The sequence below is a fragment of the Olleya sp. ITB9 genome, from assembly GCF_001315805.1.
Lineage (GTDB): Bacteria > Bacteroidota > Bacteroidia > Flavobacteriales > Flavobacteriaceae > Olleya > Olleya sediminilitoris.
The window spans coordinates 185,909-204,050 of the sequence record NZ_BCBW01000018.1; the positions used below are offsets into that span (position 1 = coordinate 185,909).

The following is an 18,142-nucleotide window of genomic DNA, read 5'->3' on the forward strand; positions in this document are numbered from 1 at the left end:
ATGAAAAAACTACTAATCGCAATCCTATTTTCAAGCTTAGTATTTAGTTGTAAAAACAATAATAAACGCGGATTAATAACAAATCAGGCTATGGTGGTTTCTGCTAAAGCAGAAGCGTCTAAAATTGGATCAGCTATTTTAAAACAAGGCGGAAATGTATTTGATGCCATGATTGCTACAGACCTTGCTTTGGCTGTTTGCTATCCTTATGCAGGTAATATTGGTGGTGGTGGTTTTATGGTGTACCGCCTAGAAGACGGAAGTATTGGTGCTTTAGACTATCGTGAAAAAGCCTCTAAGCTAGCCACCAAAGACATGTATTTAGACAGTTTAGGCAATGTCATACCAGGTTTAAGCACTAAAGGCGGTTTAGCAGTTGGAATACCTGGTACAATAGCTGGCCTATTTGAAGTACATGATAAATTTGGATCGCTTCCAATGGAAACCATCATGCAACCTGTAATAGACTTAGCTAACAAAGGCTATGTACTAACAACAAAAGACCAAGCAGTATTAGACGACAAACGCCTAGCTTTTTTAGAAGTAAACAAAACACCTATTTTATTTAGTAAAGCATGGAAGGCTAAAGACACCATAAAACAACCTAAACTTGCTAAAACACTTAAAGCGATAATGTTAAATGGACGTGATGAATTTTATAAAGGGGAAACAGCTAAAAAAATAGCAGATTTTATTCAAAAGAATGGAGGTATTATTACCATTGACGACCTAGCAAGCTATGAAGCCCAATGGAGGCAACCTGTAACTTTTGAGTATGATAACCTAAATATTATATCTATGTCTCCGCCTTCAAGTGGAGGAATTTGTTTAGGTCAAATCATGTTACAAATTGAAGATTATAATTTAGATGAATTTGGACACAACTCGCTTAAAGCCATTCAAGTTATAACTGAAGCTGAGCGTCGTGCTTACGCTGACAGAAGTTATTACCTAGGTGATCCTGATTTTGTAACCGTACCACAAGACCAATTACTTAGTGAAAGTTATATTAAAAGTAGAATGTCTAATTTTAGTTTTGATGCAGCGACCGCATCAACAACAGTATCTCATGGTAAAGTACAAATTATTGAAAGTGATGAAACTACCCACTACTCTATTGTTGATCAATTTGGAAATGCTATTGCAGTAACAACAACATTAAACTCTGGCTACGGATCTAAATTATATAGTCAAGAATTAGGGTTCTTTTTTAACAACGAAATGGATGATTTTTCTAGTAAACCTGGTGTACCAAATGTGTATGGATTAATTGGAGCGGAAGCTAATGCCATTTTACCAGAAAAACGCATGCTAAGCTCTATGGCACCAACTATTGTTGAAAAAAACGATCAATTGTATATGACTTTGGGTACGCCTGGTGGATCCACAATAATCACCTCTGTGATGCAAACCATTTTAAATGTACATGAATATGACATGACTATGCAAGACGCTGTAGATGCACCAAGATTCCATCACCAATGGTTACCAGATACTATAAGAATGGAACCTGACTCGTTTTCTCAACAATTAATCCAACAATTAAAAGCAAAAGGATACATTATAAACGAAGAAAATGCTGATGTGATTGGGAAAGTAGATGGTATTTTAGTGTTAGACAATGGACAATTAGAAGCTGGGGCAGATAAACGTGGTGATGACACCGCTTTTGGGTTTTAAACCCATTTTTTAATACTATTTTTACAAAAAAAATCGCTTAAATTTATGAAACCAAAAAAAATATTAAAAATAGTCGCTGGAGTAATTATATTTTTCACGCTACCAAGTCTTCTATTTTTTGGATTTTTATATTTTAAATACAACGAAGAGTTACCTGTAGGTTCACAACCTGAAAAAGCAGAAATATTAGCTCATAAAATGTTGATAGCGTTAAACTCGGCAGCATATGATGCTACAAATGTATTAGAATGGACTTTTAAAAACAGACATCATTACAAGTGGAACAAAAAAGAAAACACTTGCGAAGTGAGTTGGAAAAACTACAAAGTCATTTTAAATCTAAACAATCCAAATACAAGTGAGGTTTACATAGATAAGCTTAAAGTGGAAGACTCCAACAATGCAGACCTTATCAAAACTGCAACAGATTACTTTAATAATGATTCGTTTTGGTTGGTTGCACCTTATAAAGTATTAGATAATGGTGTATCACGCAGTATTGTTAAGCACAATGGTAAAGACGCCTTATTAGTCACTTATAATCAAGGCGGAAGTACACCAGGAGATTCTTATTTATGGATTTTAGATCAAGATTATAAACCTACTACATTTAAAATGTGGGTTGACATACTACCTATTGGTGGTTTGGAAGCGTCATGGGATAGCTGGAAAACAACAAATACAGGAGCACAATTACCAACACACCATAAATTGTTGTTTTTAGGAATCGAATTGGACAATATTAAAACCAGCAAATAAACAAAACGTTATTTACTGGTGTTTTAGTTGTCTAATTTTCACTTTCCTTTTTGGCCTACAAAATGCTGTTCTTTAGACTTAAACAACACATTAAATGTGGTTAAGCTTCCGTAGATACGTGTAATATACTGTTGTAAATCTACTTTTTCTTGTGCCTCTAAATTACTAGAGTTAACCTTTTGTTCCATAACTCTAAGCCTGTCTCTGACCATGGTTATTTTCTTAAAAAAATCGTCTATTTTAATCTCTTTACTTTTTAAATTGCTATCTGCTGGTTTTAATTCTAACATTCCGCCTTTCCACTTGTCTCCAATTGGTACAATTTCCGAGACATCGCTATAGGATTTCAAAATGCTAACTAGGCTACTTTCAATATCAAAAAAACTAACCGTATCTACTTCGTTTTTAGTCGTTTCAATAATCTCAAAAGTATCATCTAAAGCAATGGTTTCTATACCATTTTCAATAAAAGTCACCCAATAGTGTTTGCTATCTATGTTTGTGACAACGCCTTTACCATGTTCTGGGTGATTAATTCTAGACCCTATTCCTAATATTTCCATTTTTATGATGTTTAGTCCTTTCAAAAATAACAATAATTAATAAAATCCTAACAAACATCATTTTTAAAAAGAATTACAAAATGCGTATCTTTGCTATCTTGTCTATCTCTGGATAAAGCTTAAAAATGCTATGAAAAATTTTGAAGAAAACATTGAGGTTAAAGGTGCTAGAGCACATAACCTTAAAAATATTGATGTTACCATTCCGCGTGAAAAACTAGTGGTTATTACTGGTTTATCAGGTAGTGGTAAGTCGTCATTAGCATTTGACACCATTTATGCCGAAGGACAACGTCGTTATATCGAAACGTTTTCGGCTTACGCAAGACAATTTTTAGGTGGATTAGAACGTCCTGATGTAGACAAAATTGATGGTCTATCTCCTGTTATTGCTATTGAGCAAAAAACGACTAGCAAATCTCCAAGATCTACAGTTGGTACTATTACCGAAATTTATGACTTTTTGCGTCTTTTATATGCCAGAGGTAGTGATGCCTACAGCTATAATACTGGAGATAAAATGGTAAGTTATAGTGACGACCAAATCAAACAATTAATTACCGAAAGCTATAAAGGTAAGCGCATAAATATATTAGCACCTGTAATTAGATCTAGAAAAGGACATTATCGCGAGTTATTTGAGCAAATTGCCAAACAGGGCTTTGTGAAAGTACGAACCGATGGTGAAATTAAGGATTTAGTGAAAGGCATGAAACTAGATCGTTACAAGACACATGATATTGAAATTGTAATTGACAGATTAAAAATTGATGATGGTGTTGATAATGACAAACGCTTAACCGAAACCATTAACACTGCCATGTACCATGGTGATGATGTGTTAATGATTATTGATCAAGACACGCAAGAGGCACGCTATTTTAGTCGTAATTTGATGTGTCCAAGTTCTGGTATTTCTTACCCAAATCCAGAACCTAATAATTTTTCATTTAACTCGCCAAAAGGAGCTTGTGATAATTGTAATGGTATCGGAACATTATACCAAGTTAACGAAAATAAAATTATACCTGACGACACTTTATCCATTAAAGCAGGTGCATTAGCACCTCATGGTCCTGAAAAAAAGAGTTGGATTTTTAAACAGTTTGAAACGATTGCCGAACGTTATAATTTTAAATTAAGTGATCCTTATAAATCCATACCAAAAGAAGCCAAGCAAATCATTATGTTTGGTGGTAATGAAAAATTCTCTGTTGAAAGTAAAACCCTAGGTATTACTAGAGACTATAAAATAGATTTTGAAGGGGTTGCCAATTTTATTGAAAGTCAATATAAAAATGCAGAGTCAACGTCTTTAAAACGTTGGGCTAAAGATTACATGGACAAAGTGACTTGTCCTGTTTGTGAAGGTGCAAGACTTAAAAAAGAATCGTTATACTTTAAAGTTAACGGTAAAAATATAGCCGAATTAGCCAATCAAGACATTAGTGATTTAGCGATTTGGTTTAAACAATTACCAGAATTTTTATCCAATAAGCAAATTAAAATTGCTGAAGAAATTATAAAGGAAATCAATGCCAGACTTCAGTTTTTATTAGATGTTGGGTTGGATTATTTATCTTTAAACCGAAGCTCAAAATCTTTATCTGGTGGAGAAGCTCAACGTATTAGATTAGCCACTCAAATTGGGTCTCAGTTGGTTGGTGTTTTATACATCCTTGACGAACCTAGTATTGGTTTACACCAACGTGATAACGAAAAACTAATAAACAGCTTAGTGTCTTTACGTGACATTGGAAACTCTGTTATTGTTGTAGAGCACGATAAAGACATGATAGAACGTGCAGATCACGTGATAGACATAGGTCCAAGAGCTGGTAAACATGGTGGAGAAATTATAAGTCAAGGAACACCAAAACAATTATTAAAAGAAAAAACATTAACTGCACAGTACCTAAACGGAAAACAAGAAATTGAAATCCCTGAAAAACGTCGTGAAGGTAATGGTCATGTTTTAGAGCTTAAAGGCTGTACTGGTAATAACTTAAAAAATGTATCGGTTAAATTTCCATTAGGAAAAATGATAGGAGTTACTGGTGTTTCTGGTAGTGGTAAATCTACCCTAATTAACGAAACCTTATACCCTATTTTAAATGCGCATTACTTTAATGGTGTTAAAAAACCAATGCCTTACAAAAGCATTAAAGGTTTAGAGCACATAGATAAAGTTATTGATATTAATCAATCACCAATTGGTCGTACACCAAGAAGTAATCCTGCTACTTATACCAAAACTTTTGACGAAATCCGTAGTCTTTTTGCTAAAATACCAGAAGCCATGATACGTGGTTATAAACCAGGTCGTTTTAGTTTTAATGTTGCTGGTGGACGTTGTGAAACCTGTAAAGGTGGAGGTTTACGTGTTATTGAAATGAATTTTTTACCTGATGTATACGTCGAGTGTGAAACTTGTCAAGGAAAACGTTTTAATCGCGAAACACTTGAAATTAGATATAAAGGAAAAAGTATTAGTGATGTTTTAGATATGACTATAAACGAAGGAGTTGACTTTTTTGAAAACATCCCTAAAATCCATAAAAAACTTAAAACTATTAAAGATGTTGGCTTAGGATACATTACCTTAGGACAACAAAGTACAACACTGTCTGGTGGTGAAGCACAGCGTATTAAATTGGCTACCGAGTTAAGCAAACGCGATACTGGGAATACTTTTTATATCTTAGACGAACCTACTACAGGACTTCATTTTGAAGATATTAGAGTATTGATGATTGTGCTTAATAAATTAGCAGATAAAGGGAATACCGTATTAATTATCGAACATAATTTAGACGTTATTAAAACCGTAGATCATATTATTGATATTGGTTATGAAGGCGGAAAAGGTGGTGGTCAAGTCATTGTAGAAGGAACACCAGAAAAAGTTGCAAAACATAAAAAAAGCTACACAGCTAAATTTTTAAAAAAAGAATTAAAATAATATTAAAAGTAAATGAGAAAAGAACAACATCCAAAAGGTTGGAACGAGAAAAAAACAAACGATTCTTGGGCGATTTTTAAAATCATGGGAGAATTTGTTAATGGATTTGAAAAAATGAGTGCCATAGGACCATCTGTGTCTATTTTTGGTTCTGCACGTACAAAACCAGATCATAAATACTATAAACTAGCCGAAAATGTAGCCTCTAAAATTGTAGATGCTGGCTATGGTGTTATTACAGGTGGTGGACCTGGTATTATGGAAGCAGGTAATAAAGGCGCACATTTAGCAGGAGGTACTTCGGTTGGATTAAATATCGAATTACCGTTTGAACAGCATGATAATCCATATATTGATTCTGATAAAAGCTTAGATTTTGACTACTTTTTTGTTAGAAAAGTAATGTTTGTAAAATACAGTCAAGGTTTTGTAGTAATGCCAGGTGGTTTTGGGACATTGGACGAATTATTTGAAGCCATAACCTTAATACAAACTAATAAAATAGAGAAATTTCCAATTATATTAGTTGGAACCGATTTTTGGTCAGGATTAATGGATTGGGTAAAGTCTACTTTACTAGATAAGTTTGCTAATATTAGCGAAGGTGATTTAGATTTAATACATTTAGTGGATACAGCTGAAGAGGTTGTAGATATTTTAGACAGTTTTTACAAAGATTATGGATTAAGCCCTAATTTCTAAACATATAAAACAATGAAAAAGTCTCTTTTTTTCATTATCACATTACTAAGTTTTACTGGTGTCTTCGGGCAAGACACCTTTAAAACTATGTTTTATAATCTATTAAACTTCCCACTTCAACAACCCTCTACTACAAGATTATCAGAACTAGAAATTATTTTATCAGACTATCAACCTGATATATTTATGGTTTGCGAACTTAATAATGAGTCTGGCGCAAATTCTATTTTAAACATGATGCAACAAAGCATTAATCCAGACTACCAAATGGCTAATTTTGTTTTAAATACAAGCGATGACACAATTAGCGACCAAAACGACTTACAAAATCTAATCTATTTTGACAGCTCAAAATTTACTTTAGATAACCAAACTGTAATCACTACCATTTACAGAGATTTTAACCATTACACTTTAACATTAAATACAGTAAACCAAAACACAAACCCAATTACTCTTAATGTAATAGTTTGTCATTTAAAAGCTTCTAGCGGAACAAACAACCAGCAATTACGCTTGCAAATGGCTCAAGACTTAACCACTTATTTAGATGGCTTTTCTGATGATGATTATTTTATACTAGCTGGAGATTTTAATGTGTATACCAATTCAGAACCTGCTTTTCAAGAATTTATTAATCCTGCCAACACGATTACTTTTACAGATCCTGCAAACCGCATGGGAAGCTGGCATAATAATAGTAATTATGTAGATGTATTTACTCAATCTACAAGAACAGTAACGGGTTTAGGCGGAACAACTGGAGGGTTTGATGATAGGTTTGATTTTATAATGACAAGTACCTCATTAAGTAACAACACAGGTTTACAAGTACAACCCAATAGCTATCAGGTTTTTGGTAATAACAATAATTCAGATTGTTGGAATAGCGCTATTAATAGCGATGATTGTTCTGGGACATTATTTTCTAATACTATTAGAGAGTCACTTCATAATTTTAGTGATCACCTTCCTGTAACCTTAAACTTTGAAACCAACCAGAATTTTTTAAATCTAACCAAGTTTACTGAAAATCCTGTCGTTTTTGAAATTATTGGCTCCAACCTTATTGCTAATACATTAGCTTTAAAAATAAATAACACACAAATTAAAAAACACAAGATTCAGATTTACAACAGTTTAGGCCAAGTAATAAAAACTATTGTGTCTTCTAACAAAACTATTTTGACAGATATTTCGTATTTATCACAAGGAATATATTATATTTCATTAGATAATATTGCTGTTAAACCCTTAAAGTTTGTAAAAATACATTGAAGCTAAATCATTATTTATTAATTTGTTTTTTACTTTTAAGTCTTTCGGCTTTAAGCCAAAATAGCATGACTATTGATGCTAATTTTGATACCACAAAACATAGTATTAAAATTACTCAAAACATAAAATACAAAAACACTACAAATCAAACATTAGACACCATTTATCTTAATGATTGGAGCCATAGTTACTCTTCTAAAACGACTCCTTTAGCAGATCGGTTTGCAGATGAATTTAAAACCACATTCCATTTTGCTAATAATGAAGACAGAGGTTTTACTGCTATAACAGCTATAAAACAAGAAGGTCAAGAGGTTTATCATCAAAGATTAAAGCAGCATCCAGATGTTATAAAAGTTGCGTTAAAAAATCCTTTAGCACCAAATGAAACCTATGATTTATCATTAAACTACATTGTACAAGTCCAAAATAATAAATTTACGCGTTATGGTCTTACAGGTGATGGTCAATACAACCTACGCTTTTGGTACATAACTCCTGCTGTATTTGACGGAACTTGGCATTATTACAGTAACAAAGACTTGGATGACCTTTATGTAAATCCTTCTGATATTACACTAAAAGTTAATTACCCAAATAACTTTAAACCAATAACAGAATTAGATTTAGTTGAAAACACTACTATTGAAAATAGAACTACATCTATTTTTAGCGGAAAGGACAGAACAAACACAAAATTCTCGTTAGTAACAACAAACGATTTTAATACAGTTGAAACTGATTTTTTTAGTATTGAATCTAATTTAGACACCGAAGATTTACCAGTTACTGATGTTGCCATTTTATCTGACAAAGTCGCACAATTTATAACCAAAAACCTAGGTCAATATCCTCACAAAAAACTATTACTAACTTGGATTGACTATAAAAAAGATCCAATCTATGGTTTAAATTTATTACCAGATTTTATTAGACCATTTGAAGATAGTTTTCAATATGAACTTAAAATACTTAAAACAGCTTTAAAAGTATATCTAGAAAACACTTTTTTAATAAATCCAAGAGAAGAACAATGGTTGTTGGATGGTATTCAGGTGTATTACTTAATTAAATATGTAGAAGACTATTATCCAAATCAAAAAATTCTAGGAAAACTAGCCAAAGTTTGGGGTGTCAGAGCGTTTCATGCGTCAGACTTAAATTTTAACGACCAATATTCGTTTTTATACATGCACATGGCACGTACAAATATTGACCAGCCTATTGGTATGGCTAAAGATTCGTTGTTAAAATTCAACAAAAATATTTCTAATAAATATAAAGCTGCTGTTGGTTTAAAATATTTGGATGATTATGTTGGAGATTCTATCGTAGACCAAACCATAAGTGAGTTTGTTAAACAAACTAAGCTTAAACGCACGACACCTAAGGATTTTGAAACTTTAATAACTTCAAAAACCGATAAGAATATTGAATGGTTTTTTAATGATTATGTAAAGACTAGTAAGAAAATAGATTTCAAAATAAAAAAGGTCAAAAAAACTGAAGATTCTATTACCATTACTTTAAAAAACATACGTAATAATGCAATGCCTATTTCTTTATTCACTTTAAAAAATGATAGCATAACCACTAAACAATGGATTGAAGGTTTTGATGGTACAAAAAAAATAACCATTGCAAATAATGATGTTGACCAGTTAGCACTTAATTGTGATTATACCATTCCGGAATTTAACCAACGTAACAACTATAAAAAACTAAATGGCTTTTTCTTAACCAATAAACCGCTTCAATTTAGATTATTTAAAGATATTGAAGACCCTAATTTCAGTCAAGTCTTTTTTATGCCAGAATTTGAGTATAACTTTTATGATGGTTTATCACCTGGATTAAAATTATACAACAAAACGTTATTAAGTAAGCGCTTTCTATATAAAATTAGTCCCAAATTTGGATTTAAAAGTAAGCAAATTGTCGGTAGTGCTTCCTTGATATATAATGCACGTCCTGAAGATTCTGATAACTATCGCACACGCTACGGTTTATCTGGTAACTATTATAATTATGCTCCAAATTTAAGTTACACCTCTTTTACACCTTTTATAGATTTTAATTTTAGAGACCATAAAAATCTGAGAGATAATAAGCGTGAATTTCTATCTTTTAGATACATCAATATAAATAGAGAGGTTGATCCAACGGGAGAATTTGAAACTAATGGAGAACCAAAATATTCAGTGTTTAACACCAAATTTGGTATTGTAGATAACAATTTAAAAGATTATGCGTCATTATTTACGGACTTACAATTAGCTAAAAACTTTGGTAAGTTATCTGCAACATTAGAATTTAGACATTTAAACGAGCGTAATAAACAATTTAATTTAAGACTATTTTCTGGTGTATTTTTATATAATGACACCTATCAAGATTCCGACTTTTTTAGCTTTGCTTTAGACAGACCTACAGACTATTTATTTGATTATAATTATTTAGGTCGAAGTGAACAAACAGGAATACTGAGTCAACAAATTATAATTGCCGAAGGTGGATTTAAATCTAAATTAAGACAACCTTTTGCAAACCAATGGATGACAACTGCTAATACCAGTACAACCCTTTGGAGGTACATAATGTTGTATGGTGATGCAGGAATTATAAAAAGCCATAATTTTAAACCTAAGTTTGTTTACGATTCTGGTATTAGATTAAATTTAGTGGAAGATTATTTTGAGCTATACTTCCCTATATATTCTAATTTAGGTTGGGAGATTGGACAACCTAATTACGACGAAAAGATTAGGTTTATAGTCACATTGTCTCCTAAAACACTTTTAGGGCTATTTACACGTCGTTGGTATTAATAAATTCTTAACAGAATTAAATATAACCCTGTTTTTTTACAGATTATTAGCTTAATCAAGCTGTTTTTTAAATAATTCTTATTTTTTTAAGCATTTTTGATATTGCAAAACCCACAAATATTCAGTAAATTTGTTATCAAATAACACCCTTATATATGCAAACAGAAGCTAACACTAATAAAGACCTATCTTTTGACGATTTTAAAACCGAAGTACTTAACGACTATAAAGTTGCTGTAACCAGTAGAGAATGTAGTTTACTTGGACGTCGAGAGGTCTTAACAGGAAAAGCTAAATTTGGTATTTTTGGAGACGGTAAAGAAGTGCCACAACTTGCTATGGCTAAAGCCTTTAAAAACGGAGACTTTAGATCTGGTTACTATCGTGATCAAACGTTTATGATGGCTATTGGACAATTAACAATCCAACAATTTTTTGCTGGTTTATATGCCAATACAGATTTAAGTCAAGAACCTATGTCTGCAGGTCGCCAAATGGGAGGTCACTTTGCCACACATAGTTTAGACGCTAATGGTAACTGGAATAATTTAACACAACAAAAAAACTCAAGTTCTGACATCTCTCCTACTGCTGGACAAATGCCAAGGTTATTGGGATTAGCTCAAGCTTCAAAAATTTACAGAAATGTAAAAGGTATTGATACAACAAATTTTTCTGTTGAAGGAAATGAAGTCGCTTGGGGAACCATAGGTAATGCCAGTACTAGTGAAGGTCTGTTTTTTGAAACCATCAATGCTGCTGGTGTTTTACAAGTACCAATGGTAATAAGTGTTTGGGATGATGAATACGGAATTTCAGTACACGCTAGACACCAAACTACAAAAGAAAATATTTCTGAAATCTTAAAAGGATTCCAACGTGATAAAAATGCTAATGGTTACGAGATACTTCGTGTTAAAGGTTGGGATTATGCCAACTTAATTGCAACTTATGAAGAAGCTTCAAAAATAGCTAGAGAAGAGCACGTACCTGTCTTAATTCATGTTAACGAGTTAACACAACCTCAAGGTCACTCGACTTCAGGATCACACGAACGTTATAAAGATAAAGCGCGTTTAAATTGGGAAGCTGAAAATGATTGTAATGTAAAAATGAGAACTTGGTTAATAGACAATAATATTGCTACTGACGAAGAATTACAAACCATAGAAAAAAACATAAAAAAACAAGTTAGAGATGCAAAAAAAGCTGCTTGGTCTAATTATTTAGAACCAGCTTTAGCTGAAAAAAATGAAATTGTTTCGCTTTTACAAACCGTTGCAAATTCAAGTCCTAACAAAGTTTTTATTGAAAAAATAGTAAACGAATTAGAAGACTCTAAAGAACCTAACAGAAAAGACGCTGTACAAGCAGCAAGAAAAGCATTACGTTATGTTATTTCTGAAAACACTTCAGAAAAACAACAATTATTAGATTGGATTGATGCCTTTTTTGAAAAAGTACAACCTTTATATAGTTCGGATTTATATAACGATTCTGAAAGCGCAGCTATACATGTAAAAGAAGTTAAACCAACCTACACTGATGATAATGAAACTGTAGATGGACGTGTGGTTTTAAGAGAAAACTTTGATTATATATTCAACAACTATCCTGAAACTTTAGTATTTGGTGAAGATGCAGGAAACATTGGAGATGTAAACCAAGGTTTAGAAGGTTTACAAGAAAAATACGGCGAACTTCGTGTTGCTGATGCAGGTATTAGAGAAGCTACTATTTTAGGACAAGGAATTGGTATGGCAATGCGTGGTTTACGTCCAATTGCTGAAATCCAGTATTTAGACTACATCATGTATGCTTTACAAATTATTAGTGATGACTTGGCAACGCTAAGATATCGTACAAAAGGACGTCAAAAAGCACCTTTAATTATTCGTACTCGTGGTCATAGACTAGAAGGTATTTGGCACTCTGGTTCACAAATGGGAGGCGTATTAAATTTAGTAAGAGGTATTCACGTTTTAGTACCAAGAGACATGACCAAAGCTGCTGGTTTTTATAACACTTTATTACAAAGTGACGAGCCTGCTTTAGTCGTAGAATGTTTAAATGGTTACCGTTTAAAAGAAAAATTACCATCTAATATTGGTAAATTTAAAACACCTATTGGAGTTGTTGAAACTGTAAAAGAAGGAGAAGATATTACTTTAGTATCATACGGTTCAACGTTAAGAATTGTTCAGCAAGCTGCTAAAGAATTAGCGGAAGTTGGCATTAATGCCGAAATTATTGATGTACAATCATTATTACCATTTGATTTAAATCATGATATTGTCAAAAGTGTACAAAAAACTAACCGATTAATGGTTATTGATGAAGATGTACCTGGTGGAGCTTCGGCTTATATTTTAGATCAAGTTTTAAACAAGCAAGAGGCTTTTAAATTTTTAGATAGTCAGCCAAAAACATTAGCAGCAAAACCACACAGACCAGCATACGGTACAGATGGAGACTATTTCTCTAAACCATCTGTTGAGGACGTATTTGAGGCTATTTACGACGTCATGCATGAGGCTAGCCCTAGTACTTATCCTAAATTAAGATAATCACATAAGTTAATTTAAAATAATATTAAGCTCATCTAAATAATTAGATGGGCTTTTTTTATATCTTTAGGTTTAACTTTTTAATTACATGAAACGCTATTCATCAATTTCAAAAGGACTTCTAGTAATATTACTAATTTATAATTGTAGCTTATTTGCCCAAAGTGAGTCTGCCAACTGGTATTTTGGAAATTTTGCAGGTGTTAGTTTTAATTCAGGTCAACCTGTTGCATTAACAGATGGAGCACTAATTACAAAGGAAGGTTGTGCGACAATATCTAACGCTAACGGAGAATTACTGTTTTACACTGATGGAAAAACCGTTTGGAACAGAAACCATGATATCATGCCTAATGGTACAGATTTAAAAGGAGATAGTTCTAGTACCGAATCTGCAATCATAATACCCAAACCTGGATCTAACGATTCTTATTATATTTTCACAACAGATAAACCTAACTATTTTTTATCACCTAATGATCCTATTGAAGGGCTTAATTATTCTGAAGTCAATATGCAATTAGATAATGGCTTAGGGGATCTTATTGTTGAAAACAAGAATATTCATTTAGTTACATACAATAGTAATGACGCTGTACAAAATGAATATAAAAACTCAGAAAAACTAACTGCTGTAACCCATAGTAATGGTATAGACATTTGGGTAATTACTCAATTTATAAATAAATTTCACGCTTTTAAAGTTACATCATCTGGTGTTATTGAAACACCTGAAACATCAACGGTTCCTCAAAATATTTTTCCAAGGTTCAATAACGATGGCGCTAATATTACTGCAATAGGTTACCTTAAAGTATCCCCTGATGGTAAACAAATCGCTATAGCGCATAGCTCTACGACATCTGGGTCTGTTGATGAAGGTACTAAATCTTCTGGAAAAGTATTATTGTATGATTTTGATAATACTACTGGATTGGTTAGTAATGAAAAAACCATATTAGAAGATACCTATCCTTATGGTGTCGAATTTTCTCCAGACTCTAAACTCCTATACGTTACCACATCAAACTTTGATAGTGAAGATACATTTATTAATAGTAGTCTTTTTCAATTTAACACTGAAGCTAATAACATAATGGGCTCTAAAACCAATATCAACACCTCATCTAATGTTGCAGGTGCTTTACAATTAGCTATTGATGGAAAAATTTATCGTGCTGGATATGTATTATTAGGTTCTAAAGCTTATCTATCTGTAATTAATAATCCAAATCAATTAAGTTCTAGTTGTAACTACACACATAATACATTTTATCTAGAAGGTAGAGATACAGAAATAGGTTTACCTCCTTTTATTCAATCTATATTCAAATACTCCTTTAATTACGAAAATATTTGCTTAAATGATAACACATATTTTTATATAACTTCTGAAGATCCCTATGATAGTGTTTTATGGGATTTTGGTGATGGAACAACTTCAACAGATGTAGAAGCCTATCATACCTATGCAAATGCAGGAAATTATACTGTTACTCTAAACATGTCTATCAACGGTGTTGATTATCAACCATTATATAAACAAGTTAAAATTGTATCACCTCCAGAAGTCATTCAAACTACCTATGACCTTATAGAATGTGATTCTTGGGATGACAATCCATCAGATGGTATCACTGTATTTAATTTAAGTAATGCCAATGACTACCTAGTCATAGATCCAACACAAAACTTCAGTGTTTATTATTATCACACATTAGAATTAGCACAAAATGACATCGATAATACTAATTCAATTAATCCGGATTATTATTTAAATCAATATAATGATGAAATTATTGTAGCAAAAATAACAAGTCCAAATACATCTTGCTTCAATATTGCTTATGTAAAATTAAAAACAACACAAGCTATAAATTTAGGTGAATATCAATTAAATGCGTGTGATTTAAATTATACAGGTCATGCCGATTTTAATTTAGAAACTATCCGACAACAAATTATAAATAGTTTAACGTTAACAGGTCAAGTTTCTGTAAATTTTTATTTATCCGAAGCTGAAGCTGCTATTGGGAGCAACAGTTTGACAACTTTATACAACTCCGATAACAGAACCATATATATAGCAATTGAAAATGACAATGTCTGTTTTGGATATGGACAATTAGACTTGATGGTTAATCCGTTTCCCTATATTGAAAATCAGTATTACCAAATTTGTCAAAACGAATTTCCGATTACAATTAATTCAGGTTTAAACTCAATTCAAATACAGAATTACAATTATTCATGGGAGAATGGAATGAATACTGAATCCTTTCAAGTTAGTAACCCAGGAACCTATAATTTAACTATTACAGATCCAAATTTAGATTGTGGTAAAACCATACAAATTGAAGTACTGCAAACACCATCACCACAAATTCAATCCGTTACGGTAGATAATTACTCCGCTACTATTGTATTAAGCAATTCTCATGAAAATTTTGAATTTGCTTTAGACAATAACAATTATCAATCATCAAATATTTTTACCAATTTATCTCCAGGTAATCACACTGTCTACGTAAGAGATATCAACCTTTGCGAGATAACATCTCAAACCATAAAAGTTATTGGTTTTCCTAAATATTTCACTCCAAATAACGATAACCATCATGAATTTTGGAATATTATTGGTATTAATGAGGATGAATACCCTAACTTAAATCTATATATTTACGACAGGTATGGCAAGAAAATTGCTAATTTCAATCCAACGGAATCAAATGGGTGGGATGGAACGTACAATAACAAAACCATGCCTCAAAATGATTATTGGTACAAATTACAGTTACCAGATGGCACTATTTACAGTGGTCATTTTACATTAAGACTTTAATAATTAATGAGTAACAATTCAAATCTTACCACAAGAGACTGGCTAGCTATAGAGCGAACTAAACTTGCTAACGAACGTACTTTTTTAGCTTATTTCAGAACTTTTTTAGTTATTTTAGGAACAGGAATAACCATTTTAAAATTAGATCTTCTAGCAGACTTAAAAACCTATGGAATAATTCTTATTGGTATTGCTCCTGTAATATTGCTAATCGGAATCCTAAGATTATTTACAGTAAAACGCACGATCAAAAAACATTATAAAGTTTAAATTTGATATTGATTCCGTCAAGCGGAAAAAATAATAACATAAATGAAAGCAGTATCTGTAGTTACAATACGTAAGGAATTAAAACATAAATCTAACGAAGAATTAGCACAACTTTGCCTAAGACTATCTAGGTTTAAAAAAGAAAACAAAGAACTATTAACTTATTTGTTATTTGAAGCAGATAGCGAAGCTGGTTATATAAATACTGTTAAAGCTGAAATTGATGAACAGTTTGAATTGATTAATACAGACAGCTTTTTTTACATAAAAAAAAGTGTTCGAAAAATTTTAAGAAACACAAAAAAATATATCAGATACTCGCTTAATAAAGAAACTGAAGTTGAGCTACTACTCTATTTTTGTAAGAAGCTTAAAGCAATGAAACCTTCCATATCTAGAAACACTACCTTGACCAATATTTATGATAGAAATATTGAAGCCATCACTAAAAAAGTTTTAGCGCTTCATGAAGACTTACAATACGATTATACTTCTGAGTTAGAAGACATGTAATTATTACAAAAAAAAGCCAAAGTTGGCTTTTTTTATTATGAAAAATCAAAAAATCTATGCAGTTTGCATTTCGTGCTTACCTTCATAAACTTCTTCAATTAATTTTTTATTAAAGGCTGGCAAATCATTTGGATTACGACTAGTAACTAAACCTTCATCTACAACAACTTCACTATTTTCCCACATGGCTCCAGCATTTACTAAGTCTCTTTTAATAGAGTTAAACGATGTTACTTTACGTCCTTGTAACACTCCTGCTTCTGCTAATAACCAAGGTGCATGACAAATTGCTGCTACTGGTTTTTTATTTTCAAAAAATGACTTGATTAGTCTAATAGCGTCATCGTTTCGTCTTAAAATATCTGGATTAATGACTCCTCCAGGTAATACTAATGCATTATAATCACTTTGTGATACTTGGTCTATGGTTTTATCAACGTCATATTCTGTACTCCAGTTTCCGTCGTTCCAGGATTTAATTTTCCCTGATTGTTCAGAGACAATATGTACGTCTGCTCCTGCTTCTTTTAAAGCATTCATTGGTTCTTTTAATTCACTTTCTTCAAATCCATTTGTTGCTAAAATTGCAACTTTCTTTCTCTCTAAGTTTTCCATTTTCTTTTTTTTGGTTTTTGTTGTTAATAATTCGATTCACATCTAAATTACTACAAACATTGATCATACAAGAATCTAACACGCTGTTTAACTTGGATTTAATAGGAAATGTTAACACTTATAATGGTAGTGTTAAAAGTACTAGCGATACGTTAAAAGATTTAACTATTTAGGTTCTATAATTAAAAAAACAGCAGTACTATCTCCTACGTTTAGCACTTCATGCTCAGTCAACACATCTTTAGACCAAGAAACTCCTGTTGGTACAGGCACTACTCTTTCTCCTTTTTGATCTATCATTTTAAAAGTACTTCCTGCTAAAGTGTATCCAAAATGTGGTTTATGAAAATGTTTTTGGTGGCCAACATTTGGTGGAAATGTACATTTTAGAATACGTTGTTTTTTAGTTTCATTTAAAACCTCACACACTTTTTTTCCGTTCCAACCTGCTTCTAATGGATCTGGTAAAACTTGAGTGGTTTTACAAGACATTAATATTGTTAAGACTAAAAAATAGGTTATTAATTTCATGATATCAATTTTACTACTATATAAGACAAGGC

The 18,142-nt window shown here is 32.0% G+C and carries 13 protein-coding genes; 10 read left to right on the forward strand and 3 right to left on the reverse strand.

From position 1 onward, the window contains the following. The gene (gene ggt / locus ITB9_RS04880) at positions 1-1,680 is read left to right on the forward strand and encodes a gamma-glutamyltransferase (RefSeq protein ID WP_054851371.1); all 1,680 of its coding nucleotides are present in this window, start codon (positions 1-3) and stop codon (positions 1,678-1,680) included. 45 nt (positions 1,681-1,725) lie between these two features. Then, on the forward strand, positions 1,726-2,439 hold the full coding sequence (locus tag ITB9_RS04885; RefSeq protein WP_028291145.1) for a hypothetical protein: 714 nt from the start codon (positions 1,726-1,728) through the stop codon (positions 2,437-2,439). Between the two features lie 38 nt (positions 2,440-2,477). On the opposite strand, the gene ITB9_RS04890 is transcribed toward ITB9_RS04885, so the two are convergent. Next, complete coding sequence (locus ITB9_RS04890) at positions 2,478-3,002, reverse strand: hypothetical protein (protein WP_054851372.1); 525 nt, start codon at positions 3,000-3,002, stop codon at positions 2,478-2,480. A 130-nt stretch (positions 3,003-3,132) separates the two neighbouring features. On the opposite strand from ITB9_RS04890, the gene uvrA reads away from it, so the two are divergent. From uvrA to ITB9_RS04930, 8 genes are all read left to right on the forward strand, one after another. Beyond that, complete coding sequence (gene uvrA / locus ITB9_RS04895; protein ID WP_054851373.1) at positions 3,133-5,964, forward strand: excinuclease ABC subunit UvrA; 2,832 nt, start codon at positions 3,133-3,135, stop codon at positions 5,962-5,964. Between the two features lie 12 nt (positions 5,965-5,976). Then, entirely contained in the window at positions 5,977-6,666 is a 690-nt protein-coding gene (locus ITB9_RS04900; protein ID WP_028291148.1) for a TIGR00730 family Rossman fold protein, read from the forward strand. A 12-nt stretch (positions 6,667-6,678) separates the two neighbouring features. Then, complete coding sequence (locus tag ITB9_RS04905) at positions 6,679-7,944, forward strand: endonuclease/exonuclease/phosphatase family protein (protein WP_148638370.1); 1,266 nt, start codon at positions 6,679-6,681, stop codon at positions 7,942-7,944. A gap of 65 nt (positions 7,945-8,009) precedes the next feature. After that, complete coding sequence (locus ITB9_RS04910; protein WP_261975557.1) at positions 8,010-10,772, forward strand: metalloprotease; 2,763 nt, start codon at positions 8,010-8,012, stop codon at positions 10,770-10,772. Positions 10,773-10,927: 155 nt separating this feature from the next. After that, the gene (locus tag ITB9_RS04915; protein ID WP_054851376.1) at positions 10,928-13,339 is read left to right on the forward strand and encodes a thiamine pyrophosphate-dependent enzyme; all 2,412 of its coding nucleotides are present in this window, start codon (positions 10,928-10,930) and stop codon (positions 13,337-13,339) included. An 88-nt stretch (positions 13,340-13,427) separates the two neighbouring features. Next, a complete protein-coding gene (locus ITB9_RS04920) occupies positions 13,428-16,181 on the forward strand; it encodes a T9SS type B sorting domain-containing protein (protein ID WP_054851377.1) in 2,754 nt (917 codons plus the stop codon). Positions 16,182-16,187: 6 nt separating this feature from the next. Continuing rightward, entirely contained in the window at positions 16,188-16,451 is a 264-nt protein-coding gene (locus ITB9_RS04925) for a DUF202 domain-containing protein (RefSeq protein ID WP_028291153.1), read from the forward strand. Positions 16,452-16,493: 42 nt separating this feature from the next. Beyond that, on the forward strand, positions 16,494-16,964 hold the full coding sequence (locus ITB9_RS04930; RefSeq protein WP_054851378.1) for a hypothetical protein: 471 nt from the start codon (positions 16,494-16,496) through the stop codon (positions 16,962-16,964). Positions 16,965-17,018: 54 nt separating this feature from the next. Here ITB9_RS04930 and ITB9_RS04935 read toward each other — a convergent pair whose 3' ends face one another. Next, entirely contained in the window at positions 17,019-17,579 is a 561-nt protein-coding gene (locus tag ITB9_RS04935) for a type 1 glutamine amidotransferase domain-containing protein (protein WP_054851379.1), read from the reverse strand. 165 nt (positions 17,580-17,744) lie between these two features. Next, positions 17,745-18,110 (reverse strand): hypothetical protein, encoded by a 366-nt coding sequence (locus ITB9_RS04940; protein WP_054851380.1) that lies wholly within the window; start codon positions 18,108-18,110, stop codon positions 17,745-17,747. Positions 18,111-18,142 lie beyond the last annotated feature (32 nt).